This is a genomic window from Halopiger djelfimassiliensis (assembly GCF_000455365.1).
Taxonomy (GTDB): domain Archaea; phylum Halobacteriota; class Halobacteria; order Halobacteriales; family Natrialbaceae; genus Halopiger_B; species Halopiger_B djelfimassiliensis.
Genome location: NZ_HG315684.1, coordinates 1,140,276 through 1,166,483, shown reverse-complemented (window position 1 = coordinate 1,166,483; position 26,208 = coordinate 1,140,276). Strand labels below are relative to the sequence as shown.

The window sequence follows — 26,208 nt, the reverse complement described above, 5'->3', positions numbered from 1 at the left end:
GCTATGCCCGTGTCGCACGCGATAGCGCCTCGCTCGCGTACTCGACAGCCGCCTCGAGATCCGGGCCGAGCGGCGATCCCACGACGATCCCGTCGACGTGCTCGAGCGCCGCCGCGAACCGCTCGGCGACGGTGGCCGTCGTCCCGGCGATACAGAAGACGTCGATCATGTCGTCGGTGACGCGGTCGAACGCCTCGGGCAACTCGCCGCGCTCGAGCGCTGCGCTGACGTCGCTGGCCGCTTCGCGGTCGATGTCGTGGCGCTCGAGGACCGGGTCGGCCGCGCCGCCGACGATGAACGCGACCGGCGGGCGGGCCGCTTCCCGTGCCGCGGATTCGTCGTCGGCGACGCTGACGCTCGCGAACGCGAGCGATTCGAACGCGCCGTGTTCGTCGGGACGGTCGGCGAGTCCCCGTTCGATCTCGCCGGCTGCCCACTCGAGATCCCGCGGATGTGCGGCGTTGATCAGGACGCCGTCGGCGTGTTTCGCGCTCATCCGGAGCATGTGCGGGCCCTGTGCGCCCACGTAGACCGGCAACGCGCCGGACGGCGGATCGAGGTTCAGGGAGGCGTCCCGCGCCGTAAACGTCCCCTCGTGGGAGACCGTCTCGCCGGCCCACAGCTCCCGGGCGAGGTCGAACGTCTCGAGGACCCGCCGGAGCGGCCGGTCGCGCTCGACGCCGAGGTTCGAAAGCGAGGAGCGATCGCCGGCACCGACGCCGAAGACGGCCCGGCCGTCGCTGACCTCGTCGATCGTTGCCGCCTGCGCGGCGAGTTTCACGGGGTGGGTTTCGTAGGGGTTGACGACGCCCGGTCCCAGCCGGATGTCGTCGGTCGCGTCGGCCATCCGCGAGAGCGTGACGAACGGGTCGCGGTTGAAGTAGTGGCTGCTCGCGAACGCGACGTCGAACCCCTCGGCCTCCGCGCGGGCCGCGAGTTCGGCGATGCGCGCCGGCGGGTGCTCGGGCGTGAGCTCGATCCCGTGGGTGATATCGCTCATCGGTCGTCCCTCCGTACTCGGCGCGCTCGGTGCGCGAGGGTCGGGACGTGATCTGCGTGCATATCGCCAGCGTCGGCAAGCGGGGCAAAAAGCCCACCGTCACCGGCGATGGTAGCCGAAACGTCGGTTCACCGCCGTCCCTTACTCGGCATCGGCCCGGAAAAACAGGGCTGCACCGCGGCGATCGAACGTGACAGCCCCGAACCCCGCCCGGCGGAGGCGGTCGCGAAACCCCTCGAGATCGAACGCCTCGGCGCCGATCGTCCGCCGTGCGACCAGCCGGACGGGCGTGGCCTCGAGCACGTACTCCCCGACCAGTACGGTCCCGGCGATCGAGCCGTCGGAACGCAGGACGCGGCGCATCTCCTCGAGCGCCGCCTCGACGTCGGGAAGGAGGTGCAGCGCCCAACAGCAGGCCACCCGGTCGAAGCTTCCGTCGTCGAACCACAGCCGATCGGCGCTCATCCGCGCGAACCTGGCGTCGCCGGCTCCGTACCGGCGCGCCCGCTCGAGCATCCCGTCGGAGACGTCGATGCCGGTGACCGACGCGGCGTCGATCGCACGGGTGAACCGGCCCGTCCCACACGCGACGTCGAGCACGGAGCGGCCGTCGGGGTCGAGCAGTTCGGCGACGGTCGACCGGTCGTCGACCGGCGCGGTCGGGCCGCCGACGAAGCGGTACAGCGGCCGAAACCACAGCGGCGTCTCGTAGATCGGAGCCAGCCAGTCGAAGGTCGATCCGGTCGACGACTCGGCGTCGGGGACGGGAAAGCGCGGGATGTCGTCGACGACCGGGATCGTCTCGTCGCAGTCGGGACACCGGAGCGTCTCCGTGCGGTTCGAAAGCCGACGGCTGCAGCGTCGGCAGACGAACGCCGGATCGATCGTCTCCATCACGCGGTCGTACGACCGCCGCGTCCGTAAGCGCGGGGGCGGCGTCAGCCGGTAAACTCCCACTCGCGAAGCGCCTGCCGGACGAGGTCGTCCTCGACCGACCGGAAGAGTTCGTCGCTGCCCTCGAGGTCGCCGAACGACCAGTCGCGGACGACGACCGCGGGCGTGCCGCCGGCTCCCTCGCCGGTCACGAGGTTGGCGGCCGCGGCGAGTTCGTCGACGACCGACTGGACGGTGACGCCGAGTTCGCGCCCGTCGCGGTCGCGTTCGCCGCGCCAGTCCCGGCTCGCGGGTATGCCGGCCCAGCCGAGCGCGACGCCGCGCTGGCCGTGGCGAAACGGCCGCCCGCAGGTGTCGGTGACGATCACGGCGATGTCCTCGAACCCCTCCGCTGCAAGCCCCGAGCGGATGCGTTCGGCGCTTTCGGTCGGGTTCGAGGGCAGCAACAGGATGTCGTGATCCGGCACGTTCGAGCGGTCGATCCCCGCGTTGACGCAGATGTGTCCGAACCGCGTCTCCGTCAGCAGGAACGGACACTCGATCAGCAGTTCCGTACTCTCCTCGAGGACGGCCTGTGCGAACCGGGGGTCTTTCGACTCGCCCGTGAGCTCGCCGATCCGGTCGGCGAGTTCCTTCGCGCGGCCGCTGAGAGGGTAGTCCTCGAGATCCGCCGTCCGGCCCTCGGCCTTCGAGACGATCGTGCTGGCGACGGTGAGCACGTCGCCTTCCTCGAGCGATGCCCGATCGGCGATGAGGGCGGCGAGGTCGTCGCCGGGGCGGATCTCGGGCAGGTCCGCCACTGGCTCGAGTTCCATACCGGAGAGTGAGCGAGCGGCGTCAAAAACGCACCGTCACCGGACGATAGCGAGACAACCGAGAAAACGGACATCCGTTCCAAAACGCGGCTCGAACGTTCGTTGTGATCGCTCTACCGTCCGCTGTCTCGTCCCGAATTCACTCTCGGGCCAACTCGTCGTAGATCGCTTCGTGTTCCGCGAGGTCCTGGCGACCGAGAAGGCGGATGAGATGCCGTCGCGCCTCTTCCGGGGACATGTCGTCCGGAACCGTCGGCTGTGATCCGTCGGAAGCCATCTGTTTCTCTATAAGCGTGCGCTAATCATAACCGTTGGGTTCACTCGATCCGTCGGGTGTTCCCTCGCCGGGTTGATTTTCGTTCAGCGTGATCTGTGAGAGCCACAGTTGAACCGTCGAATCGTACTCCGGTTCAAGTGAATGTGTCTTTTCCCGAAGATAAGACAGAACCGCATCCGAATTGACGCTCGTTTCGTCAGTTGCGAGGGCTTTGAGGATTTCCTTAATTTTCCGATCGTAATCGAACTCGAGTCCATTAAGCGAATAAAATATACGGGTAGACCTGAGTGCCGTGCGCTTGTTTCCATCAACGAACGGATGGTTCACGACGATGAGTCGAAGAAGTTGAAACGCCTTCTCGTGAATCGATTCGGGAGTCTGCCCAAAATGTCCCGTTCGAATGGATGCGAGGTATAATCGATATCGCCGGGGGTTGAGACACCCGCCGTCGTTTCGTCGTTCGATTCAACGATCAACTCGTGTCGTCGATTTCCCGGCGGTGCGGTCGGCCTCGAGCGCCGCCGGGTCGCGCTCGTCGGGATCGCCGTGGCCGCCGCCGCCCGGCGTTCTGACGGTGACCGTCGTCCCGGCATCCACGTCGACCGTCGTCTTCGCCGGGACCGGGTCCCCGTCGATCAGGTTCTGGCCGGGAGCGCCGTCCTCGCCGCCGGCGACGCCCGCCGGTCCGTAGCGGCGGCGCTCGGTCAACAGCGAGACCGTCGCGTCGGTCTCGACGGTGACCGTTCGCTCGAGGCCGAGACCGCCCCGATACCGGCCGCGTCCGCCGCTGTCCGGCCGGAGCGCGTACCGGTCGACTCGCAGCGGGTACTCGGTCTCGATCGACTCGACGGGCGTGTTCAGCGTGTTGGTCATCCCGACCTGCACGCCGTCCATCCCGTCGCGGTCGGGGCGGGCACCGAACCCGCCGCCGATGGTCTCGTAGTAGGTAAAGGAGCCGTCCCGCGCGCCGATGGTCAGGTTGTTCATCGTCCCCTGTCCCTGCGCGGGCACGCGGTCCGGCGCGGCGCGCGCGAGGGCGGTAAAGACCACGTCGGTGACCCGCTGGCTGGTTTCGACGTTGCCGCCGACCACGGCGGCCGGCGGGTCCGGATTCAGCAGGGTCCCTTCGGGCGCGCGCACGGTGACGGGTTCGTAACAGCCCTGATTGGGCGGGATCTCGGGATCGGTGATACACCGCACGACGAAGTAGACCGCGCTCGTGGCCACCGCCAGCGGGGCGTTGAGGTTGCCCGCGAGCTGCTCGGCCGTGCCCGAGAAGTCGACGTCGATGGTCTCGCCGTCGACCGTGACGGTGACGGCGATCTCGATGTCCGCGTCGGTGACGCCGTCGCCCTCGAGCACGTCGGTCGCCTCGTAGGTCCCGTCGGACAGCGCCGCGATCTCGTCGGTGATCCGCTTGAGGGAGTAGTCGATCACGGCGTCGAACCCGGAGAGGACGGTCTCGCGGCCGTGCTCGTCGAACAGCGCGGCGAGACGCTCCTCGGCGCGGTCGTTCGCGGCCAGCTGTGCCCGCAGGTCGGCGCGCCGTTCGCGGGGGTTGCGCACGTTGGCGAGCACGAGCGAGTGGACGTCCTCGCGGAGCGTTCCGTCCGCAACGAGTCTGGTCGGCGGCAGTCGCAGTCCCTCCTGATAGATCTCCTGTGCCCCGGCGGGCATGCTTCCGGGCGTCATTCCGCCGACGTCGGCGTGGTGGGCCCGTGAGACGGCGTAGCCGACGATCTCCCCGTCGGGGGCAAGCGGCGAGACCATCGTCACGTCCGGCAGGTGCGTCCCGCCCGCGAAGGGGTCGTTGAGCACGAACACGTCCCCGGGCTGGGGGTCGTACTCGCGGACGGCGTCGACGGCCGCGGGCATCGCCCCGAGGTGGACCGGGATGTGCTCGGCTTGCGCGATCATCCGCCCTTCGGCGTCGAACAGCGCCGTCGAGCAGTCCCGGCGTTCCTTGATGTTCGGCGAGTACGCCCCCCGGATCAGGGTCTGGCCCATCTCCTCGGCGACGCTCTCGAGTTGGTTGCGCAACACTTCGAGCGTCACCGGATCGATACCGTCAGCCGTCGAACCCGCGCTCATCGGTCGGTCACCTCCGCTCGAGTCATGACAAGCGTTCCGTCCGCGAGCACGTCGCCCGTCCACGTCGGCGGCACGACGGTGGTACTCTCGGCCTGTTCGAGGATTGCCGGCCCGGAAACGGTCGTTCCCGCCTCGAGCCGGTCGCGGTCGTAGACGGTCGCCTCCCGCGATCCGGAGCCGGTACCGTCGGTCCCGGGGAAGTGTGCTTCGCGCGCCCCGACGTGCGCGTCGCCCGTGCCGTCGTGACGGACGACCGGATCGGCCCCCGGCACGGTCGCCGTCGCGCGGAGGTTGACGACTTCGATCGTCTCGTCCATCGCGTAGCCGTAGGCCCGCTCGTGGGCGTCGTGGAAGCGGTCGGCGACCGTCTCGGCGTCGAAGCGCTCGCCGGCGGGGACGGTCAACTCGAAGCTCTGGCCGGCGTACCGGCAGTCGGCCGCGCGCTCGACCCGCGCCCGGTCGGGGTCGGACGCGTCCGCGAGCACGTCCGCCACGAGGTCGTCGTAGACGGTCTCGATCTCGTCCCGATCCGCCGTCCCGAGTTCCACGCCGACCGTCCGGACGGCGTCGTAACTCTCGTCGGCCGCCAGCAGGCCGAACGCCGAGAGGACTCCGCCGGGTCGCGGGACGACGACGCGTTCGACCTCGAGCGCGTCGGCAAGCGCCGCGGCGTGCATCGGCCCGGCACCGCCGAACGCCACCAGCGCGAACTCGCGGGGGTCGTGGCCCCGCTCGACGGTGACCGAGCGGATCGTCCGGGTCATCGTCGCGTTGGCCACCCGGTAGACGCCCCGGGCCGCCTCGAGCGCCCCGTCGAGTCCCGCCTCGTCGGCCAGTCCGGCCAGCGCGTCGCGGGCGGCCTCGACGTCGAGGGTCATCTCGCCGCCCAGCGCGGTTTCGGGACCGATGTACCCGAGCACGACGTTGGCGTCGGTGACGGTCGGGGCCGTCCCGCCGCGGCCGTAGCAGGCGGGACCGGGTTCGGCACCGGCCGACTCCGGCCCGACCCGGAGCGCGCCGCCCGCGTCGACCCACGCGATCGAGCCGCCGCCCGCGCCGACGGTGTTGACGTCGACCATCGGCGTCCGGATCGGGAGGCCGTCGATCTCGGCGTCGGTCGTTCGCTCGGCCTGTCCGTCCCGGACGAGGCTCACGTCGCTCGAGGTCCCGCCCATGTCGAAGGTGACCAGGCCCGCGACGTCGTCGTCGTCGACGGTCGCCGCAGCGCCGACGACGCCCGCGGCGGGACCGGACAGCGTCGTCGTAACGGCGTGCTCGCGGACGGTTTCGGGGTCGGCGATGCCGCCGTTTGCCTGCATGATCCGCGGGGCCGGCATCCCGGCGGCATCGGCTTCGTCGACCAGCCGTCCGACGTAGCGGTCGATGGCCGGTCGCACGTAGGCGTCGACGGTCGTCGTCGACGTGCGCTCGAACTCGCGAAACTCCGCGAGCACCTCGTGGGAGGCCGAGACGGGAACCTCGAGTTCCTCGCGTAGCGTCTCCGCGACGAGCCGCTCGTTTTCGGGATCGGCGTAGGCGTGGAGCAGACAGACGGCGACGGCCTCGACGTTTCGCTCGCGCAGGGTCGCCGCGAGGTCGCGCACGTCGTCCTCGTCGACCGGTCGCTCGAGGCCGTCCGCGGTCGTCCGCTCGTCGATCTCGAACCGCAGTTCGCGTGGGACCAGCGGATCGGGTTTCTCGGCCTCGAGATCGTAGAGGTCGGGCCGGTCTTGCCGGCCGATCTCGAGGACGTCGCGGAATCCCGTGGTCGTCACGAGCGCCGTCCGCGCGCCGTCGCGCTCGAGCAGGGCGTTGACCGAGACGGTCATCGCGTGGGCGAAGTCGTCGATCTCGCCGGGGTCGATGCCCGCGCGCTCGCAGGCCTTGTGAACCCCCTCGAGGACGCCGCGGTGTTGGGGATCGGTACTGGGGACTTTCGCGGTGACGAGGCTGTCGTCGACCGCAAGCGCGACGTCGGTGAACGTGCCGCCGACGTCGACGCCGATTCGCGTCTCGTCGTGCATCGATACGTCCGCGTTCGTGTCGCGTGTGTTTACGTTTGAATGGTTCATTAGAGCAACAGGACGTCGTAGAGCGTTCGGAGACCGATACCGACGACGACCAGCGTGACGAGTCCGCCGACGGCGTTCTGGAGGGCGCTGTTGGTGTGCTCGCCGAGCAGGTCGTCGTTGTTCATCGCGTAGATGAGGAAAACCGCGAGGACCGGCAACAGCAGTCCGTTCGCGACCTGTGCGAAGACGATGACCCGGACGGGGTTGTAATCCAGCGCCGAGAAGACGATGCCGACGCCGATGATCGTCAGCCAGATCGACCGGAACCGCGTCGAGGTCAGGTCACGCTCCCAGCCCAGCGCCCCGGCGGTCGCGTAAGCACCGGCAAGCGGCGCGCTCATCGCGCTGGTAAAGCCGGCCGCGAACAGCCCGATCGCGAAGAACGTGAGCGCGAAACCGCCGAAGACCGGCTCGAGCTGGTCGGCCATCGCGCCGACGTCCTCGATCTGGGTCCCCGCGGGGAACACCGCCGCGGCCGTGACGACGATCGCCGTCGTGATGAGGCCGCCGACGATCACCATCCCGATCGTATCGGTGCGACAGGCCGCGAGGTCGTCGGCCCCGTCCCACCGCTCCTGGACGGTACTCGCGTGCAGGAACAGGTTGTACCCGACGACGGTCGTGCCGACGAGTCCGGCGATCAGGTACGCGGAGCCGTCGGGGACCGTCGGGACGAGACCCAGCGACAGCGAACCGACGTCCGGCCGGACGACGATCGCGTTGATCACGAACGCAAGTCCCATGACGGTCACGAGCCCGATGAAGACCCGTTCGATCAGTTTGTAGTTGCCGGTCCACAGCAGGCCGGCGGCGACCAGCCCGATGAGCGGCCCCCAGACGTTTTCGCTGACGCCGGTGATCGTCGCCAGACCGGCCGCGCCGCCGACGATGTTGCCGGTCTGGAACGCCGCCGTCCCGATGCCGATCGCGCTCACGACGAGGGCGACGGTGATCCCCCTGGCGAGGGGATTTCCGAACTCGTTCCGAAACGCCTCCCCCAGCCCTTCGTTCGTGATCAGGCCGAGCCGCGCGCTCATCTCCTGAAGGACGATCGTCGCGAAAATCGAGAACGCGATCGTCCACACCAGCAGGTACGCGTACTCGGCACCGATTACGCTCGCGGTCGTGACGGTTCCCGGTCCGACGAACGCCGCGGCGACGAGCGCCCCCGGTCCGATCGCTTTTAGCCTGTCGACAATTCCCATGATTAGTGTCCACATACACCCCTCTCCGAGAGGCGCATAAGGGTTGTTGAGAACCACGCATACGTTTCATACACCGCTTCGATCCGTGACGATTGGCGTATGAATCCGTATGAACGTTTGTGAACGACCGGCTTACCGCTCGTTCGGGTCCCGTTCGGTGATGATCACCTTCGAGACGCCCTGCTCGATTTCGAGAGTCGTCGGCATGTCGACGGTGCTGCGCTCGATGAACCGCGTCATGAACCACTGGATCGGCTCCGACGGGAAGACGATGTGATAGACGCCGTTCTCCTCGCGTCGAACCTCCAGAAAACCACAGAACGAGAGCCACTCGAGCAGTTCGCCGACCTCGTCGAACCGTTCCGCGTACTCGCGGGCGTGGTAGTCCGAGACGCGGTCGGCGGCCTCGACGAACGCCGGATCGGGATCGCCGCCGTCGTAGCAGTACTCGAGGAACGCGTGCAGGAAATCCACGTCTAACAGGACGTGCTCCCCCGAGGTGAGCATCCGGTAGTACTGTTCGAGGTTGTCGCTCGGTTGTCCGCGCGCCGCCTCGAAGTTCGCCGCGTAGAACGCGAGCGCGCGGCGAACGACCTCGCTCTGGCCGTTTCCCGTCTCGGCGACCAGCGTCTCGAGCGCCGCGTTCGCGTCGTCGTCAAGCGATACCGTGACACGCCGAGTCATGGTTCGAGATAGAACGGGAAACGGGTATAGTTGACGCCTCAGCCCGGTCAGCCCGTCAGCAGACCGACCTCGAGATCGCCGTCGTCGACGGTCGCAACGAGCATCGTCTCGCGGGTCGCCGGACTGGCGGCGGTCGCGCTCCCGGGATTGAGCAACCGAACGCCGTCGACGACCGTATCGACAACCTCGTGGGTGTGTCCCGCGACGCCGACCGCGTCGGCGCTCGCTTCCGCCCGCGTCGTCGCGGCGACCCGCTCGTGCCAGCTATCGGGCGACCCGGTCCCGTGCGTGACGACGAACGTCACGCCGTCGATTTCGAGCGCCGTCGCGGACGGGAGTTCGAGGCCCGCGGGGTCCATGTTCCCCCGCGCGCAGGTCAGGTCGTCGTCCGCCAGCGTTTCGATCCGATCGTAGGCGCGTCTCGAGTCGAAATCGCCCGCGTGGATCGTGTGATCGGCCCGGCGGAGTTCGTCGGCGACCCACTCGGGGAGACCGGCCGCCCGGGACGGCACGTGCGTGTCACTGATGATCGCAACCCGTGACATACCGAGTGGTAGACCGTCCAGTCCCGAAAGCGATTCCCTCGGGGCGGTCGTTCGGTTCCACATGAATCAGCCATCGGACGCGGTCGGGAACGACGACGGCGATGGATCGGCTCCCGACCACGTCGTCACGGCCTTCCTTCGAAACGGCGGCGAGGTGTTGCTGTTGCGCCGCAGCGACGCGGTCGGCACCTACGTAGGACAGTGGGGCGGGGTCTCCGGGTTCGCCGAAGACCAGCCCGACGAACAGGTTCGCGTCGAGATCCGCGAGGAGACCGGACTCGCGGATCGGTGCTCGTTCGTTCGCTCGGGCCGACCCGTCCGGGTCGAGGACGACGCCCTCGAGCGCGAGTGGGTCGTCCACCCCTACCTGTTCGAGTGTGGGTCCCGCGACCCGGAACTGAGCGAGGAACACGACGCGTTCGCATGGGTCCAGCCGACGGCGATGCTCGACTCCGACGCCGACCGCGAGACGGTCCAGAAGCTGTGGACGGCCTACGAGCGGGTCGCGCCAACCGTCCGATCGATCGCCGCCGACGACGAGCACGGGGCCGCGTTCCTCTCGGTCCGAGCGCTCGAGGTGCTTCGCGATCGGGCGGGCGTGCTCGTCGCCGAGCGCGAGGAATTCGGCGCGGATCCGGACGGCGAGTGGGACGAACTCGCCGAACTCGCGGGCCGGTTGCTCGAGGCGCGCCCGTCGATGGCCGTCCTCCGGAACCGGGTGAACCGGACCGTGGCCGACGCCGGAGCGCGGGCCGGCGAGGACGGTGCCGAGACGCCGGACGCACCGGCGGTCCTCGAAGCTGCGATCTCGGGCATCGACCGGGCGCTGGGGGCCGACGCCGACGCGGCGGGGAACGCGAGCGAGCGGCTCGAGGGCACGGTCGCGACGCTCTCGTGGTCGGGGACCGTCCTCGAAGCGCTCCGCAGGGGGACTCCCTCGCGGGTGTTCGTCGCCGAATCCCGCCCCGCTCGAGAGGGGATCGACGTGGCGGAGACACTCCGGGAGGACGCCGCCGTCGACTGTCCCGTAACGGTCCACACCGACGCGGCCGCGGCCCACGTCCTCGCACGCGAGGCCGTCGATCGAGTGGTCGTCGGCGCGGATACGGTTCTGCCGGGCGGCTCCGTCGTGAACAAGACCGGCACGCGGGGGCTCGCGCTCGCCGCCGCCCGCGAGGGCGTTCCGGTGTCGGTCGTCGCCGCCACCGACAAGATTTCGACGCGCGAGGAAATCAACCTCGAGTCCGGCGACCGATCGGCGGTGTACGACGGCCCTGTCGACGTCGACGTCACGAATCCGATCTTCGACGTGACGCCCGCCGACTGCGTCGACGAGATCGTGACCGAGCGCGGGGCACTCGAGCCCGCCGCCGTCGAGGCGGTCGTCGCGGAGTTGCGCGAACTCGAGGGGTGGCGAACCGAGTGAGGGCCGCCGGAAGCGACAGACCGAAGCCCGTGGAGCACCGAGTGCCCCTGCGGCTGTGACGAAGAGTTACCCCCTCCGAGCCCCTTGTGACGAGGGCCTTTCTCCGAGCCGCGTTTCGACCGACACGCGGGATGCTACTGCTATCGATCCGTCCAGTCGCGTCGCTGTTGCCTTCTCGCCCCGTTCACGATCGGGAAAACCTTCAATCAAGGCACGTGCGTAGTGAACCCATGGGTTCGCAACTCGAGTCCGAAATCGATGCGATCGGCGTCCACGAATCGGTCGAATCGGTGTTCCCGCCGTCCGCCTTGCAAGCCGAACTGACGGATCTGCCCGCCGCGGTCGAGGTCGTCGGCGACGACGGTATCGACACCTGTGATGCGGTCGTCACCCTCGAGTACCGCGAGTCGTTTCTCGATCTCGAGTGGGTTCACTCGATCCAGGCCGGCGTCGACCGCTTCCCGTTCGATGCGTTCGAGGCCAACGGCGTGATCCTCACCAACAGCACCGGGATCCACGACCGGACCGTCGGCGAGACGGTCGCGGGCTACCTGCTCGCGTTTTCGCGGCGACTCCATGAGCACGTCGCGAACCAACAGGATCGCCGCTGGGAACGCCCCGAGTGGGACGCGGCGTTTACGCTTCCGGGGAAAACCGCCTGCGTCGTCGGGACCGGGACCCTCGGCAGCGGCGTCGCCGAGGTACTCGGCGCGCTCGGGGTACGCGTGATCGGTGTTCGGCGCTCGCACGACCCGGTGCCGGGCTTCGACGAGGTCTTTGCGACCGACCGGCTCCACGAGGCGCTTTTCGACGCCGACTTCGTGATCGTCACCGTCCCGCTGACCGACGAAACCCGGCATCTCTTCGACGCCGACGTGTTCGACGCCATGCGCGACGACGCCTACTTCGTGAACGTCGCCCGCGGTCCGGTCGTCGACGAGTCGGCGTTGATCGACGCGCTCGAGGCCGACAGGCTCGCGGGCGCGGCGCTGGACGTCTTCGAGACGGAACCGCTCCCGGCGGAGTCGCCGCTGTGGGAGATGGACGACGTGATCGTCTCACCCCACTGTGCGGCCTACACGCGGGACTACTTCCGGGACGTCGGCGATATCGTCCGCGAGAACGTCGACCGGCTCGAGACCGGCGAGCCGTTCCACAACCGCGTGATCTGATGGCGTCGTCCCGGGTCCGCGTCCGCGACGCCACGGCGGCCGACGCCGAGGTGATCGCGGACGTCCACGCGGCATCGATCCGTGAACTCGGGAGCGAAGCGTACGACGACGAGCAGATCCGGGCGTGGCTCTCGAACGTCGATCCCGAGCGCTATCCGCTCGGGGAGCCGGGCTTTCACGTCGTCATCGCGGAACGCGACGACGGCGAAATCGTCGGGTTCGGTCTGCTCGACCGCGAGCCAAGCGACCTCGAGGACCCCGCGGCCGGCACGGTCGGGGCGGTCTACGTTCGGCCGGATCACGCCCGGGAAGGCGTCGGTAGCGCCATCCTCGAGACCCTCGAGTCGGCCGCCAGCGAGGCCGGCCTCGAGCGCCTCGTTCTCACCGCCTCCAGAAACGCGATCGAGTTCTACCGCCGGCGGGGGTACGAGGGCGTCGAGACGGTCGCCCTCGAGATGGCCGACGACGTCTCGCTCGAGTGTCTGCGGATGCGGACGCGACTGGAGTAACGGTGCCGGTTACCGTGACCGTGGCCTCGAGCGACCGGTGGGATCCGTCGACGAGAGGTGTAGGTGGACGACTCGATCGCAGTTCGACTCCCCGCAGACGGGGCAGTCGCCGTCGGACTGCGGGGCGTCGGATTCGGCGAGCAGCGTCGCGCTCTCGCGGCCGAGGTCCGCGCCGGCGAGGACGACCCGTTTCCCGGCAGGGCCGAGCCGGTATCCGTCGGGGGTCTCGCGGACAAACCGGCCGAGCAGTTCCGTGAGGTGGTAGTTGAACCGGCCGGTGTCGCGCATCTCGATCTCCTCGCGGAGTTCCGAAAACGAGAGCGGTCCGTCCGCGTCCGCCAGAGCTCTGAGAATGGCGATTCGGTGTTCGTTGGCGAGCGCGTCGAGTGCCTCGAGCGCCTCGTCGCGTACCGCCGTCGGGTCGGTCGATCGGGACCGATCAGGTCGCATGTGCCGCGTATTCGTCCTTCCGCCATATGGTCATTCTGCTGTCGTCTTCAGCCGAGGAATATCAATATTCGAAGCGAAAATCGCTTCACGGAACGTTCATCTTCGCGGCCGACGGTGGGTGGTGTATGGTCGGTGTCACGATCGAACTCCACTTCGAGAGCACTGCTGCGGAGCGTCGCTTCGTCGACTCGTTCCTCGCCGACGCGTGGTCGCGCTTCGAATCGAGCGACTACTGGGAAACCGGCTGGTTCTGGGCGTACGGGCAGGTCGCGGGGGACAAGATCGGTCTTGACGGGGTCTCGTTCGGCTCGTTTTCGAGGGCGACGTCGACGAGTTGATCGCCGCCGAAGCCGATCGCTGGGACGCGTTCGAGGGGTTGCGCTCCTGGGAGTGTCAGCGCTACGACGACCCGGACGACGTGTCCACGATCTACGAGAGCCTTCTGGCAGAGAACGGGACGCCAAGGGAACTGTCGGCGGCGAGCGCGAGTATCGATACAAACCGCTCACCGCGACGTTCGCCCTCGAGTTCCGGCGGGAGTTCGACGATCCGATTCCGCCAGCGCCCGAACGAACCGCCGAGAACGCCGGTATCGGGATGTGGTCGCTCGTGCATGCTCTGTTCGTCCAGTGTGGATACAACTGGTACGACGAAACGGATGCCTGCTTACGGGCGATGCAGAACCGGTTGAAATCGATCGCTCACTACCGCGGCGAGGACGCCGCCAGAGCGGAGTACGAGCGGCTTCGCGAGGCCTGGGACGCCCACGAGGCGGAACTCGAAGAGTGGTTGGCGGAGAATCCGACGGGACAGGGATCGGAGCCGTAGCCTGAAACGCGAAGAGAGAGAGCGAACATCGAACCGACCGCGAGCGTCGCGGAGCGACGCGAGCGGGCCGGAACGGAGGGAGGAGCGCTTTTGATCAACCTTTTACCGAGGGACGTCGCGCTGTGTGGCGAAGCCACCAGCGCGACAGACCGCAGCGTAAAAGGTTGGTTCAGAAGAATTTGAACAGGTCGTCCCGATTCTGTTCGTGGAGGTGTTCCCGGACGGCCTCGTTTAGGGGTTCGATACGGCCGCTTTTGGCGGTAATCGGCGCGATGGTCTCCTGCCACTGCTTCCAGGGCGGATAGAGGCCGAGCCGATCGCAGAGTTCGTTCAGGCGTTCGTCCCTGTCGTTGACCTTGTCCATCTTGTTGACGGCGACGACGGTCGGTACGTCTAGGTCGCGCAGGAAGTGAAACATCTCGACGTCGTAGGGGACCTCGTCGGGGCCGGAGTGGCGATCGATGATGTCGATGACGCTCTTGCCGTCGACGACGAGAATCCCCACGAGGATCTCGTCCGCGTACTCCTCGAGATAGTGGACGATATCGGTCTTGATCCGCTCGCGGCGGTCCTCGTCGACCCCGCTCATGAACCCGAAGCCGGGGAGGTCGGTGATGACGAAATCCTCCGGTGCCCAGTCGTAGTGGTTCGGCTCGCGCGTGACCCCGGGTTTGCCGCCGGTGTCGAAGCTGTGGCCGGTCAACTCGCGCATGAGCGTCGACTTCCCCACGTTCGAGCGACCGACGAGGGCTACCTCGGCGTCGCGGTCGGGGCGCGTATCGAACATGGATCGGGGTAGGAACGACGCGGGCTTATACGCCGCGATCGGACGCGTCGCCCACCGGCCTCGAGCGGTCGACGCGAGACGCGGCGGTTCTCGGCGAAACCGTCGACTGTCCCCGGGAAGCGCCCGAGTTATGATCCCCGAGTGTCACAGTCCGGACGTGCGGCTCGTACAGTTGACGGTTCCGACGGGGAAACGAGAGACGGTCCTCGAGACGTTGGACGAGCGGGAGATCGACTACGTCGTCACCGACGAGACCAGCAACCGGGGGTACGCGGCGGTCGTCTACTTCCCGTTGCCGTCCGCGGCGGTCGAGCCCGTCCTCGACGAACTGGAAGCGGTCGGCATCGACGAGGAGGCCTACACCGTCGTCGTCGACGCCGAAACGGTCGTCTCGAGGCGGTTTCAGGCGCTGCGGGACGAGTACGAGGACGGCGACGTCGAATCCGAACGCATCTCGAGACAGGAGTTACAGACCGAAGCCGAGGAGATGACGCCGACCTTTGGCATCTACGTGACGATGACGGTCATCAGCGCCGTCGTCGCGACCGCGGGCATGCTGTTGGACTCGCCGGCAGTCGTCGTCGGTTCGATGGTGATCGCGCCGCTGATCGGGCCGGCACTCGGGGCAAGCGTCGGCTCCGTGATCGACGACGAGGCCCTGTTCAGACAGAGCCTGCTCTATCAGCTTCTCGGCGTCGTCCTCGCGATCGCCTCCGCGGCGATCTTCGCCTGGAGCGTCAAGACCACGAACGTCGTCCCGCCCGCGCTCGAGATCGCGTCCGTCGCCGAGATCTCCGAACGACTCGTCCCCGACCTGCTCTCGCTGGTGATCGCGCTCGGGGCGGGCGTCGCGGGGATCGTGAGCATCGCGACCGGCGCGTCGGTCGCACTGGTCGGCGTGATGATCGCGGCGGCGTTGATTCCGCCCGCGGCGGCGGCCGGGATCGCGCTCGCGTGGGGACAACCGATGGCGGCGATCGGACCGACGGTGCTGGTCCTTGTCAACGTCCTGTCGGTGAACCTCGCCGGCCTCCTGACGCTTTGGTATGCCGGCTACCGGCCGGACAACCTGTTCGCACTCAGCCCGACCGAGACGCGCGTTCGGCGGCGCGTCGTCGGACTCATCGCCGTCGTGTTGATCCTGTCTGCGTTCCTCGGGGTGATAACGCACGCGTCGTACACCGCCGGGACCTTCGAACAGGAGGCCACCGAGGACGTCGAACAGCTCCTCGCCTCGGAGTACCAGCAGTACTCGCTCATCGATCTCGAGGTGAAGATGAACGAGGACTATCCGTTCCTCTCGCCGGATCGGGTGATCGTCACCGTCGGGGGGCCGCCCGGAGAAGCCGCGCCGGGCCTGTCGAACGCGATCCACGAACAGGTCAACGAACGCGCGGAGAACCCGGTCGACGTCGAGGTCCGGTTCGTCGACGTCATCGAACGCTGACGGTCCGCTCCAGCCGTAGTTCGCGTTACCGCCGACGGAGCCGATCCAGCGGGTTCGATCGTCCGCCGTCGGTGCCGTCGGAGTCGTCATCGCCGTCGGATTTGAACCGTCGACGGAGCCACGTCCGCGGTCCGCCGATCCGGTTGATGAAGTACGTCGGGAAGTAGAGCGCGACCGCCCCGAGCGCGAGGAACAGGACGCCGCCGACGAGTCGGCCCGTCCGGAGGTACTCGACGCTGATGACGAACATGGGGCCGGCCATCGATAGACCCGCCGCGGTCTGGAGCATCCAGAGGATCCCGGGACCCCTCATCGGTTCCGTGATCGTACCGACCGCCGCGGGTCCGGGCGGATCGGGCCGCCGGTGGGGATCATTCGTCGAACGGGAGTTCGGGCTCGTAATCGACCGCGTCGACGGCCGCATCGAGGACGGTCTCGACGTCGTCGCCCGTTTCGACGCTCATCGTGTAGTCGACCGGACGCTCCTCGAGGCGGTCCTCGTCCCACACGTCCCGGCGGTCGGTCTTGTTCGCGACCGTGAGCACGGGAATTTCCTCGAACTGGGCCGCGATCGAGTCGCGCAACTCGAGTTGCGAGGCGAGGGGATACCCACACTCGCCGCTCGGATCGAGCACCACGAGCATACAGTCGGCGAGGTGTTCGATGGCACTGACCGCCTGGGATTCGATCTCGTTTCGCTCCGCCGGCGGTCGGTCGAGCAGGCCGGGCGTATCGACGATCTGGTAGCGGATGTGGTCCCGCTCGAAGTGGCCGACGCCGATCCCCTTCGTGGTAAAGGGGTAGGAGGCGGTCTCGCCCCGGGCGCTGGTGACGTCGTTGACGAACGAGGACTTGCCGACGTTGGGATAGCCGGCGACGACGATCGTCGGCTCGTCGGGATCGATGTCGGGGAGGTCCCGGAGGTCGTTGCGCGCCTCGTTGATGTACAGCAGTTCGTCGTCGATCTGTTCGACGATGTCCGCGAGACGGGCAAAGGCCTGTTTGCGGTGTTTGCGCGCGGTATCCACGTCGGTCTTGCGCAGCCGCGGCTGGTACTCCTCGTGGATCTCGCGGGCCTTCCGGCTGGCCCACATCACTTCGGAGAGGCTCTGGCGGAGTTTGTCCACGTCGACGATGGCGTCGGCCAGTTCGTAGTAGAACGGATGCACGTCGTCCTCGTACTCGAAGTCCGGCCACGCCGTGACGACGTTCTCTAAGTTGTCCGAGATGATGTTTGCTGCCGTCTGGAGCATCGACTGCTGGGCCTCGAGGCCGCCCTTGGCCTTGCCGGCCCGCGCCGCCCGCGAAAACGCCTTGTCGATCAACTCTTCCGACGTGGGCGTCGTCGGAAGGTCTTCGAAAATCATAGCGATAGGTAGAACGCGCGGTCTTAAAAGGTCGTTCGTTACGCGCCGCAGGCTTATCGTCGCGGATACCGTGGCTCCGATATGACGAACTGGCGCGCTGTCGTCGTCGGGTTTATCGTCGCGACCGTGCTCGGGATCGTCGGGCTCGCCCTGCCGGGGGTGGGCCAGCTCGCCGCGGGGCTGATCGGCGGCTTCGCCGCGGGGTATATGGCGGGCGGTGGGCTCTGGAGCGGCTTCTGGCACGGGCTGCTCGCGGGTGCCCTCGGCGGGATCATCGGCGGCCTCCTCATCGGCGTCGCCGTCGGCATCGCCGGCCTCGCCCTCGGACCCGTGGGCGGCGCGATCTCGGGCATCGCCGGCATCGGCATCTTCGCGTTCGCCGTCATGATCTCGCTCGTGATGGCCCTCGAGAGCGCGATCGCCGGCGCGATCGCTGGCATGCTCAATCCCGGTTCCGGGCGACGGCGGGCCGACACGCGGTGAGCCAACCCGTCCGATTCCGTCGCGTTGCTCGACGGGGTCGGGATCCCGCAGCCGCTGTTCACGGCGACGGTCGCCGTCTCGCGGGTCGCCGACTGGATGGCCCACTGTCTCGAGCAACTCGACGACAACAGGCTCATCCGACCCGTCTCCCGCTACGTCGGAGAGACGGAGCGGACGTGAACGCCGATCGAGAAGCGATGAGCGACTCGGGAATCGTCGCCGATCGTCCGACTCAGCCAGACGCCATCTCGCGACAGCTCTCGGCGCAGTTCGGGAGGACCTCCGCACAGGCCTGACAGTGGTCGTGGTCGTGTTGCTCGCACTCCTCGGCACACTCCTCACAGAGGTCCGCACAGATCGCCGCCAGTTCTCGGTGATACCCCGAGTTCCGCGCCATCCAGCGGGCGTGTAGCGACGTCAGGTCCGCGACGTCCCGACAGAGTCGGATACAGCGGGCCATCTCCTCGCCTTCACCCGCACAGGCGTCGGCACACCACTCACAGACCTGCGCGGCCTCGAGACAGTTGTCGATACACTCCTGCATGTGGTCGTCCGCGTGCTCGAGTTGTTGTCGGGCCATCACGTCCCCCGACGCGGAAGACGCTCATCAAGGTACGCCGGACGATTGCAAGGAGGAACCGCGCTCGGGGCGACCGCTGGACGGTCAGTCGGCCGGCGACGGTCGTTGTCACTCGGCGTCCTGTTCCCACTCCCAGGCGTCGTCGGCCTCGCTGGCCCCCGGGGTGTGGCCGTCGGACGAGCGGCTGCCGTCGCCGTTCGGCGTCGATCGATCGTCGGGCTCGTGGCGTTGGTCGGTTCGATCCGCTTGCCCACCGCGTGGCTCACTCCCGTCGCTTCTCGAGTCCAGCCCCGGGTCGTCGGTCCCGGCGTCTTCGGGGTCGCTCGCGGCCGGTGAGACCGCGGGTACGTCGACCGAGTTCAGGGCGTATCGGACGACGTCTTTCCCGTCGACCCCCTCGACGGTCGCCTCGGTCGTCAGGACGACCCGATGGGCCATCGCCGGCTGTGCGAGCCGCTTTACGTCGTCCGGCGTGACGTACGTTCGCCCGTCGATGAGCGCCGCCGCGCGAGCCGCTTCGAACACGCGCTGGACGCCCCGCGGCGAGACGCCGATCTCGGCCCGCTGGTCCGTTCGGGTCGCTCGGGCGAGATCGATGATGTACCGCCGAACGCTCTCGTCGACCGTGACCGCCTCGGTCGTCTCCTGAATGACGCGGACGGTTTCGGCGTCGATGACCGGATCGACGCTCGGGGCCAGCGTTCGCCGGTTCGATCGCCGCTCGAGCAGTCCCATCTCCCCCTCGACGTCGGGATAGCCGAGCGAGGTTTTCACGCTGAAGCGGTCCCGCTGGGCTTCGGGGAGCCGGAAGGTCCCTTCCTGTTCGATCGGGTTCTGGGTCGCGATGACGACGAACGGCTCGGGCAACTCGTAGGTCGTCCCGTCGACGCTGACCTGTCGTTCTTCCATCGCCTCGAGCAGGGCGGCCTGTGTCTTCGGCGGCGCGCGGTTGATCTCGTCGGCCAGCACGACGTTCGTAAACACCGGCCCCTTCGCGAACTCGAATTCGCCCGCGTGCTCGTCGTACACCATCGAGCCGGTCACGTCGGAGGGGAGCAGATCCGGGGTAAACTGAATGCGCTTGAACCCGAGTCCCATCGCCTCGGCGATCACCCGCGCCGTGACCGTCTTCCCGGTCCCGGGAACGTCCTCGAGCAGGACGTGTCCCCGGGCCAGCACGGCCGAGAGCATGGCATGGAGGACCGATCGATCGACGACAGCTGCCTCCTCGATCCGTTCGACGACCGTTCGGACGGCCGCTGCGGCGTCGTCGGCGTCGGCCGTCACGTTCGTCTCGTCCATACTCGACAGTGCGGCTAGATGCTCAAGAACCCTCGGCTCCGGACTCGAGGTCCCTCCGAGCCGGCATCAGCCCCGCAGCGGGACCAACAGGAGAACCGCGCCGAGCGCGACCGCCAGGGTCGCCCCCGGTCCGCCGAAGCCGGCGAACACGCCCGTCCTGAGCGTCTCGAGGGCGGTCGCGACGAGCACGGCACCGATCGCGAGGCCGATCGAACAGACGCCGTGGACGAGTTCGAGGCGGCGCGTGTCGGGGAGGTGGCCGAGTTCGCCGGTCAGTCCGAGTCCGAACGTCGACACGTCCCAGACCAGCGCCGCGCCCGCCAGACAGGCGAACACGAGGACGTGATGGCTCCATCCGATCCCGATCGCGGCGGTCACGAGCCCCGCTGCGGCGATCGCCGGGCCACCGGCGCGGTCGGGGACCACGCCGATTGCGACGCCGACGAGGACGGCTCCGAGCAGGATGACGAACGCGATCGGGCCGAGTAACAGGAGAACGGCGGCGATCGGAGCGGTGGTTCCGACCATGTAGACCGGGACGAGATTTCCGACGATGATCCCGCTTACCACGAGCACGAGCGCGACCGCGGCTGCCAGAGCGAAACCGGTGCCGACGACGACCGCAGCGGTTTGTCGCCTCGCGGCGGTCCCGAACCGGCGGGTACACCATCGCAGTCCAACCGCGATGAGTCCGCCACCGAGTGCCGCGGTTCCGATGCCGGCGAGCGTCCAGACGACGACGGGCGAGGACAGCCCTTGCAGTGCCGTCGCGAGACCCGGCGTCCGGGCCAGCGCCGTTCCGTGCCAGCCGCCGATCCAGAGGCCGGCGGTCCCGGCGAGCAACGCGACCGCTCCCAGTACCGTCCGCACGAGCCAGCGGCGAACCACGGCCAGCCGCTGTTCGACGCGCTCGCGGCGATCTCGCGGGGTTAGCTGTCGGATCGGGAGCCACCGCAGGGACACCAGCAGGATACAGCCGGTCGCACCGAGGACGGTCAGGAAGCCGACGACGGAGGCGACCGGCGTCGACGCGTCGGCGACAAGACGCAGGAACCCCCACGCGAGGATCGCGAACCCGACGAGGACCGCGCCGATCACCGCCGAGAAAAGCAACGAGAGGTAGGTGAGGCCGCTGCCCACGACCGCGCGTTTTACCCCCTCGCGGCCGATGTCGGCCCAGGCCAGCGCGATCCCGAACAGCGCGAGCGTGAAGCCGCTGATCGCAACCCCGATACGGCCGTAAAACGGGGGCACCAGAACGATCAGCGCGAGTGCCGATCCGAACGTCACCAGGAACGCGTGTCCGACACACAGTTCGACGAACCGGGGTCGATCGAGCAACGCCGCGCCCGCGACGGCGAGGCCGACGACCGCCCCTAGCCCGGTCAGCAGCGAGGGTTCGCCGATCGTGATGCCGGCGACGCCGACGAGAGCGACGACCGCGAGCGTGGCGATCCAGAGGCTCGTCGCCCGCGGGCGGCCGTCGTCGCCGATGGCCGACGGCCGATCGAGGCGCGGCCCGCCGATCGACATCTAGCCGTCACCTCCCGGACCGGAGTCCGACCCCGATCTGTGTCCCGTCGGAGTTAGTGTTTCGCCCGTCCCGGCCGTCAGCCGCGCGCTCGAGAGCCGCGCGTCGGCGCTGAACGCCTGCTCGATGAGCAACGGCAGCGGCGTCCCGCGTCGCCAGTCGAAGGTCCGTGCGCCGGTCGCCTGACAGCGAGCCAGCCGGGTCCGCCGCTGGATCTGTGCGTACTGCCCGCTGACGGTGTTTTCCGGAACGACGTCCGGAGAGAGGACGACGACCGGCAGGGACGCGCCGCGCCACGTCTCGACCGCCTCGAGCGGGACGTCGTCGAGCAGCGGCGAAAACAGCGCGAGCTGTGTCCCCGACGGCGAGAGATCGACGAGTCGCCTGATCTGTGCCTGAACCTGCTTTCGATTGCGCTTTCCGTCCCGTTCCGCGGGCTCTTCGGACTCTTGTAGCCACGATTCTACCGTGTCGTCGTCCGTCCCGGACCCGGCGTTTCGATTCGCGTCCGCCGTCTCGTCGGCGCTCCCGTCAGGTGGAGCCGCGTCCGTCGCCGTCCGGAACGCATCGAGCGCCCGGGAGCGCTGTTCGCGTCCGCCCGCCGGCTCGAGCCACTCGAGGCCGGTGGGGCCGTCGCCGTCGACGCCGATGACGGCGACGCCGACGTCGTGGCCGTGACCGAGCAGGTCCGTCAGCGCCCGCGTGGCCGCGTACGCACCGCGTTCGACGGCCGTCGGCCGCCCACGGCCGGCGACGACCCGGTTCGGCGCTCGCGCGTCGACGACCAGCACGACCGTCGCCGATACCTGACGTTCGTAGTCAACGGTCGCGAGCGATCCGCGTTTGGCGTAGTGTCGCCAGTCGATTCGGTCGGCAGGGTCGTCCGGTCGGTACTCGCGCGTCGAGTGAAACGCGATCCCCTCGCCGGGACGATCGGTCGTCAACTGCCCGACGCGGTCGGTGCCAACCGTCTCGAGCGGCGGCGCATCGGCGTCGAGCCGGCAGACGAGCCGCCGATCACCCGACGGCGTCGGGGTCGCCGTTGCGACCGCGCTCGCCCCGAACCCGCGGATCCGAAGCTGTGGCGGGTCGAACGCGAACGTACCCCGCCGGGCGACGACGAGATACTCGACCGTCACCGTCTCTCCCGGCTCGAGCGTCGTTCCCGTCCGCGGCGACCCCTCGAGAACGGCCAGCTTCTCGGGGACGCCGTCGGCGAGGCGGACGTCGGGGAGGGTTCGGTCCGACTCGTTGGTCACCTCGAGCGTGACGGTCACGGGCCGGCCCGGTGGGGCGGGCGTCGGCGAAACCTGCCTGCGGGCGACGATTCCGTCGGGGGCCGTCACCGTGGTGAGCGTGCCGACGGCCACGTACCAGAGCGGGACGATCGCCCCGAGTAGCAAGACGCCGTTTCCGTCGGCTAGCCCGGCGACGACGAGGACGATCGTCGCCGCGACGGCGCCGCGCCAGCGCCGCTGTCTGGCCATCACGCGTCGGTCACCTCCGTCGACGTCGCGTTCCGGTCGTCGGTCGCGGTTTCACAGTCGTCTGCCTCGAGTCCGGCCCGCGGCGGTCTGGGGCCGCGAGCGATCGCCCCCGGATCGACGGCCCGCTGGAGTCGGCCGTCCGCACCCCGCCGGAGGTCCTCGAGTCGCGGCTGCAAGACCGGGACGGTCCGGGGCGCGGTCTGACCCGGAACCGCCGGGAGCGCGTCGTCGGCGGCCTCGGCGACGGCCGCCATCGCTCGCCCGGCCCGCCGACGGACGACCCGTTCCGGGAACAGCCACGCCCGGAGCCGTTCGCGTCGCGAGCGGACCGGCGCGCGTACGCGTTCGTCGAGGACGCTCGCGGCGATCCGATCGTCGGTCCACGTGCCGTCCGCGAGCATCGCCTCGGCCTCCGATCGGGAGTGGCCGCCGTGCTCGAGCGCGTCGAGCAGCGTCTCGCGAAGCGGTGGCCGAACGACCGCGAGCCCGTCCGCGACGGTCCCCCCGTCGCGTGCGGCCGCGCCGGCGGTTTCGATCACCGCCGTGAACTCGTCGCTCGAGAGCGGCGGATTCCGGTCGGTCCGCTCGGGTGCCGGCGTCGCGAAGGGCTCGTCGGGTGCCCACGGCGTCGCCGGCGCGTCCGCGCTCGTATCGAGCGACCCCCAGACCTTTCGCAGCGCGAGGACGACCGCGACGAGCGCGAGCAGAACGACGCCGACCGTCGTCCCGTCCGATGACGGTTCCGCCGGCCGTCCGCCGAGGCCGAGTGTCACCCCGAGCGCGACGAACGCGAGCGCGACCAGCACGAGCAGTCCCTGCCGAACCGCCCGCGTCACGTATCCATCCCCCCGGACCGCTGCTCGGTGTCCGATCGTGAGGCCGTCTCGCGGTTCGATTCCGGTTTTCGAGCCGGTTCGTGTCCGTTCGCGGTCGCCGCGGGGCCGCAAGCGTCCGGCGTGTCGTCGCCGGAACTCGGATCCGACCCCTCGCCTCGCGCGGCCGTGAGTTCGGCGTAGATGTCGGCGGCCCGGTCCCGGACCGTCGGCGACCGCGCCCGACCGCCGTACTCGATATCGCGAAACAGCGTCGTCAGTTCGGTCACCGGTGCCCGCGGATAGCCGTCCTGCAGGGCCTGTCGTTCGATCTCGCCCGGTGTTCGCGTTCGCCATCGGTTCGGATCGACCTCCCGTGCGAACGACCGCCACACCTCTCGAAACGACGGGTGCTCGTCCGTCGCGCGTGGGGTCGCGTCGTCGAGTTCCGGATCGGCTCGGTCGCCGTCGTCCGACGTCTCCTGTGGGTCCCGGGTACGCCGTCGGGAACGTAGGACGACGATTCCAGCGCCGGCGAGGACGGCCGCAGTGGCCGCTGCACCCCGCGGGCCGTCGACTGCGTAGCCACCGGCGACCGGGAGTCCGGCTCCGGCGAGGGCGGCTCCGGTTCGCAGCGGGAGCCGCCGAAGGGTCGTGACGCCGCAGCGCAGTCCGGCGATCGTTCGACCCGGAACCGACCCGAGCCACCCCGCGAGCCGTGCGCTCAGCCCCGTTACCGATCGCGGCAACGATCCGAGCCACGCCCGAACGGCCCCGAAAAGCGACCACAGACGGTCGAGCACCCGCTCGAGGACGTCGACCACCCCGAACGCCCGCGCGACGAGCCACTCGATGAGGCGGTCGAACGCGGACTGGACCGATGACCGACCGTCGGTCACGGACCGATCGGAGCGGCGCTGGCCGACGGCGAGGCCGACGGCGAGTCCGATCCCGAGCGCCGCGAGCCCGCCTTTCGGGCCGTAGAACGCCTCCGTGACCAGTACGAGGACCGCTCCGACCACGATGCCGACGACGACGGCCGGACCGCGCCGACCGTGGGTTCTGTAGGCGACGGCGGCCAGCCCGGCGACGACGAGCGATGCGAGGGCGACGGCACGGCCGTAGGCATCGACGAGCGTGACGGTCGCGGTCTGGTCGTCCGTGCTGACCGTGACCGTCGTCGTCGGGTCCCGCGGCAACGTGATCCCGAGACGACCGTCGGCTCCGGTCGTTCCGAGCCGATCCCCGCCGACGGTGACGGTCGCCTCGTCGACCGGCTCGCCGGCGATTTCGGCCACGACGTGGCCGTCGCTTCCGGGAACCGGTGCGAGCCCGCCGGGCGAGAGGTCCGCCCGGAGAAGCAGCACGTCGACGGTCGCCGTCCCCGCGAAGTCCCCGCGAGCGACCCCGATATCGATCCGTTCGGTCCCGTCGTCGGGGACTGCAAGCGTGGCGGTCCCGTTGTCGTCGGTCTCGCCGACCGATTCGCCGTCGACCGTGACGTCGGCCGAGCGCATCGGCACCCCGTCGATCGCCGCCTCGAGCGTGACCCGATCGCCGGGATAGGGATCGCCGTGGAGCAGGATCTCGACGTCGCCCTCGACGTCGTACTCGACGCTGGTGTTTTCCGACTGGGGTCGCTGTGTCGTCCCGGCGTTCGTCGGGACCCTCGCGGTCGCGCTGGCTCCGGACGCTGCGGTGGAGCCGGAACTCGTGGAGGTTCCTGCGATCGCGGCGGTCCCGGCGGTCGCGGTAGTCGCGGCAGTGACCGCCCCCCTCGAGTCGCGTTCGGAATCGGCGTCGAACTCGCTCGTCGTCGTTCCGGCGGCTCGACACGCGGCCTCATCGTCCGCGCCGACCCGAATCACGAGCGTTTCGTCGTAGGGGACTTCGCCGGCGACCTGTCCCCGTTCGTTTGTCTCCCCGACGGCGCGATCGTTGAACCACACCGGCGCGTCGGCGAGCGGTTCCCCGCGGTAGACGACCGTCACCACGATCTCGCTGCCGGGGACCGGATCGCGGCTCAGTCCGATCGTACATTCGGGGTCCGCCGGCTCGACCGTCCCGGTCGGCGATTCCCCGCCCCTGCCCAGATCCAGCCACTCGAGGAGCTCCGTCCAGTCGAAGGTCGGCTCCGGCCCGTCGGCGTCCGGCGCGGAATCGGGCTGGACGCCGGTCCCCGGACCGTCGCCGTCGGCGCTCGAGCCGGACTGGCCGGCCATCCCCGGTGCGAAAAAGGCCGCGAGAACGACCGCCAGTGCCGCGAGCGCGATAATCGAGACCTGCCGGTAGTCGGGCGTCGCCGTCGTTTCGTCCGCCGGATCGTCCGTCGTCACTCGCGATCACCCCCCGGATGCGGTCGCATCGTGTCGGTTCGTCGCCGTGTCAATGGATGGGTATGGAACTCACCGGACCAAGAAGGTATTCACTCGCGGGCCGCGATT

General features: G+C 68.9%; 27 protein-coding genes and 1 pseudogene. 8 read left to right on the top strand and 20 right to left on the bottom strand.

Going from position 1 to position 26,208, the window contains the following annotated elements:
- Position 1 precedes the first annotated feature (1 nt).
- The 10 genes from TX80_RS05825 to TX80_RS05785 form a co-directional block, all read right to left on the bottom strand.
- Entirely contained in the window at positions 2-1,000 is a 999-nt protein-coding gene (locus TX80_RS05825) for a 5,10-methylenetetrahydromethanopterin reductase (protein WP_049922084.1), read from the bottom strand.
- A 141-nt stretch (positions 1,001-1,141) separates the two neighbouring features.
- Complete coding sequence (locus TX80_RS05820; RefSeq protein WP_049922082.1) at positions 1,142-1,894, bottom strand: class I SAM-dependent methyltransferase; 753 nt, start codon at positions 1,892-1,894, stop codon at positions 1,142-1,144.
- A gap of 44 nt (positions 1,895-1,938) precedes the next feature.
- Entirely contained in the window at positions 1,939-2,709 is a 771-nt protein-coding gene (locus TX80_RS05815) for a coenzyme F420-0:L-glutamate ligase (protein ID WP_049922081.1), read from the bottom strand.
- A 139-nt stretch (positions 2,710-2,848) separates the two neighbouring features.
- The gene (locus TX80_RS19330) at positions 2,849-2,986 is read right to left on the bottom strand and encodes a hypothetical protein (protein WP_195893038.1); all 138 of its coding nucleotides are present in this window, start codon (positions 2,984-2,986) and stop codon (positions 2,849-2,851) included.
- Positions 2,987-3,007: 21 nt separating this feature from the next.
- Positions 3,008-3,388 (bottom strand): type II toxin-antitoxin system death-on-curing family toxin, encoded by a 381-nt coding sequence (locus TX80_RS19685; protein WP_326544626.1) that lies wholly within the window; start codon positions 3,386-3,388, stop codon positions 3,008-3,010.
- Positions 3,389-3,451: 63 nt separating this feature from the next.
- The gene (locus TX80_RS05805) at positions 3,452-5,077 is read right to left on the bottom strand and encodes a hydantoinase B/oxoprolinase family protein (protein ID WP_049922078.1); all 1,626 of its coding nucleotides are present in this window, start codon (positions 5,075-5,077) and stop codon (positions 3,452-3,454) included.
- The gene (locus TX80_RS05800) at positions 5,074-7,149 is read right to left on the bottom strand and encodes a hydantoinase/oxoprolinase family protein (protein WP_049922077.1); all 2,076 of its coding nucleotides are present in this window, start codon (positions 7,147-7,149) and stop codon (positions 5,074-5,076) included. The genes TX80_RS05805 and TX80_RS05800 overlap by 4 nt, the downstream gene beginning before the upstream one ends.
- The gene (locus TX80_RS05795) at positions 7,149-8,354 is read right to left on the bottom strand and encodes an Nramp family divalent metal transporter (RefSeq protein WP_049922076.1); all 1,206 of its coding nucleotides are present in this window, start codon (positions 8,352-8,354) and stop codon (positions 7,149-7,151) included. Before TX80_RS05795 ends, TX80_RS05800 begins: the two co-directional genes overlap by 1 nt.
- Positions 8,355-8,486: 132 nt before the next feature.
- Positions 8,487-9,038 carry a ribbon-helix-helix protein, CopG family gene (locus tag TX80_RS05790; protein WP_049922074.1) on the bottom strand — a complete coding sequence of 184 codons (552 nt, stop codon included), beginning with the start codon at positions 9,036-9,038 and terminating at the stop codon, positions 8,487-8,489.
- A gap of 47 nt (positions 9,039-9,085) precedes the next feature.
- Positions 9,086-9,583, bottom strand: a complete 498-nt coding sequence (locus TX80_RS05785) for a metallophosphoesterase family protein (protein ID WP_049922227.1) — start codon at positions 9,581-9,583, stop codon at positions 9,086-9,088.
- A gap of 61 nt (positions 9,584-9,644) precedes the next feature.
- On the opposite strand from TX80_RS05785, the gene TX80_RS05780 reads away from it, so the two are divergent.
- The 3 genes from TX80_RS05780 (at position 9,645) to TX80_RS05770 (ending at position 12,690) form a co-directional block, all read left to right on the top strand.
- Complete coding sequence (locus TX80_RS05780; RefSeq protein WP_049922072.1) at positions 9,645-11,009, top strand: initiation factor 2B; 1,365 nt, start codon at positions 9,645-9,647, stop codon at positions 11,007-11,009.
- 230 nt (positions 11,010-11,239) lie between these two features.
- Positions 11,240-12,181, top strand: coding sequence for a D-2-hydroxyacid dehydrogenase (gene ddh, locus TX80_RS05775; protein WP_049922070.1), 942 nt, complete (start codon positions 11,240-11,242; stop codon positions 12,179-12,181).
- Positions 12,181-12,690, top strand: coding sequence for a GNAT family N-acetyltransferase (locus tag TX80_RS05770; RefSeq protein WP_049922068.1), 510 nt, complete (start codon positions 12,181-12,183; stop codon positions 12,688-12,690). Before ddh ends, TX80_RS05770 begins: the two co-directional genes overlap by 1 nt.
- Positions 12,691-12,699: 9 nt before the next feature.
- Here TX80_RS05770 and TX80_RS05765 read toward each other — a convergent pair whose 3' ends face one another.
- Entirely contained in the window at positions 12,700-13,140 is a 441-nt protein-coding gene (locus TX80_RS05765) for a winged helix-turn-helix domain-containing protein (RefSeq protein WP_049922067.1), read from the bottom strand.
- A 125-nt stretch (positions 13,141-13,265) separates the two neighbouring features.
- Between TX80_RS05765 and TX80_RS05760 the strand changes: the two genes are divergently transcribed.
- Both TX80_RS05760 and TX80_RS05755 read left to right on the top strand, forming a co-directional pair.
- Positions 13,266-13,478, top strand: a complete 213-nt coding sequence (locus tag TX80_RS05760; protein ID WP_154658575.1) for a hypothetical protein — start codon at positions 13,266-13,268, stop codon at positions 13,476-13,478.
- A gap of 52 nt (positions 13,479-13,530) precedes the next feature.
- Positions 13,531-13,968, top strand: a complete 438-nt coding sequence (locus TX80_RS05755) for a hypothetical protein (RefSeq protein ID WP_049922064.1) — start codon at positions 13,531-13,533, stop codon at positions 13,966-13,968.
- Positions 13,969-14,137: 169 nt separating this feature from the next.
- Here TX80_RS05755 and engB read toward each other — a convergent pair whose 3' ends face one another.
- On the bottom strand, positions 14,138-14,755 hold the full coding sequence (engB, locus tag TX80_RS05750; protein WP_049922062.1) for a GTP-binding protein EngB: 618 nt from the start codon (positions 14,753-14,755) through the stop codon (positions 14,138-14,140).
- 157 nt (positions 14,756-14,912) lie between these two features.
- On the opposite strand from engB, the gene TX80_RS05745 reads away from it, so the two are divergent.
- Positions 14,913-16,202, top strand: a complete 1,290-nt coding sequence (locus TX80_RS05745; RefSeq protein WP_049922226.1) for a TIGR00341 family protein — start codon at positions 14,913-14,915, stop codon at positions 16,200-16,202.
- Positions 16,203-16,227: 25 nt separating this feature from the next.
- On the opposite strand, the gene TX80_RS05740 is transcribed toward TX80_RS05745, so the two are convergent.
- Both TX80_RS05740 and TX80_RS05735 read right to left on the bottom strand, forming a co-directional pair.
- Positions 16,228-16,515 carry a hypothetical protein gene (locus tag TX80_RS05740; RefSeq protein WP_049922225.1) on the bottom strand — a complete coding sequence of 96 codons (288 nt, stop codon included), beginning with the start codon at positions 16,513-16,515 and terminating at the stop codon, positions 16,228-16,230.
- Between the two features lie 58 nt (positions 16,516-16,573).
- A complete protein-coding gene (locus TX80_RS05735) occupies positions 16,574-17,569 on the bottom strand; it encodes an NOG1 family protein (protein ID WP_049922060.1) in 996 nt (331 codons plus the stop codon).
- An 81-nt stretch (positions 17,570-17,650) separates the two neighbouring features.
- Here TX80_RS05735 and TX80_RS05730 point away from each other — a divergent pair, with 81 nt between their 5' ends.
- Positions 17,651-18,052, top strand: coding sequence for a DUF5518 domain-containing protein (locus TX80_RS05730; protein WP_049922058.1), 402 nt, complete (start codon positions 17,651-17,653; stop codon positions 18,050-18,052).
- A 15-nt stretch (positions 18,053-18,067) separates the two neighbouring features.
- Positions 18,068-18,232 (top strand): annotated as a pseudogene (locus tag TX80_RS18520) (citrate/2-methylcitrate synthase); the annotation flags it as partial.
- Positions 18,233-18,284: 52 nt separating this feature from the next.
- Here TX80_RS18520 and TX80_RS05725 read toward each other — a convergent pair.
- The 6 genes from TX80_RS05725 to TX80_RS05700 form a co-directional block, all read right to left on the bottom strand.
- Complete coding sequence (locus TX80_RS05725) at positions 18,285-18,632, bottom strand: four-helix bundle copper-binding protein (RefSeq protein ID WP_049922057.1); 348 nt, start codon at positions 18,630-18,632, stop codon at positions 18,285-18,287.
- Between the two features lie 108 nt (positions 18,633-18,740).
- Positions 18,741-19,934 (bottom strand): AAA family ATPase, encoded by a 1,194-nt coding sequence (locus tag TX80_RS05720; protein WP_049922056.1) that lies wholly within the window; start codon positions 19,932-19,934, stop codon positions 18,741-18,743.
- A 66-nt stretch (positions 19,935-20,000) separates the two neighbouring features.
- On the bottom strand, positions 20,001-21,467 hold the full coding sequence (locus TX80_RS05715) for a hypothetical protein (protein WP_049922054.1): 1,467 nt from the start codon (positions 21,465-21,467) through the stop codon (positions 20,001-20,003).
- Positions 21,468-22,952, bottom strand: coding sequence for a DUF58 domain-containing protein (locus TX80_RS05710; protein WP_154658574.1), 1,485 nt, complete (start codon positions 22,950-22,952; stop codon positions 21,468-21,470).
- Positions 22,952-23,788: a DUF7269 family protein gene (locus TX80_RS05705; RefSeq protein ID WP_049922052.1), complete on the bottom strand. Its 837-nt coding sequence runs from the start codon at positions 23,786-23,788 to the stop codon at positions 22,952-22,954. The genes TX80_RS05710 and TX80_RS05705 overlap by 1 nt, the downstream gene beginning before the upstream one ends.
- A complete protein-coding gene (locus TX80_RS05700) occupies positions 23,785-26,100 on the bottom strand; it encodes a DUF4129 domain-containing protein (protein WP_049922051.1) in 2,316 nt (771 codons plus the stop codon). Before TX80_RS05700 ends, TX80_RS05705 begins: the two co-directional genes overlap by 4 nt.
- Positions 26,101-26,208: the final 108 nt, after the last annotated feature.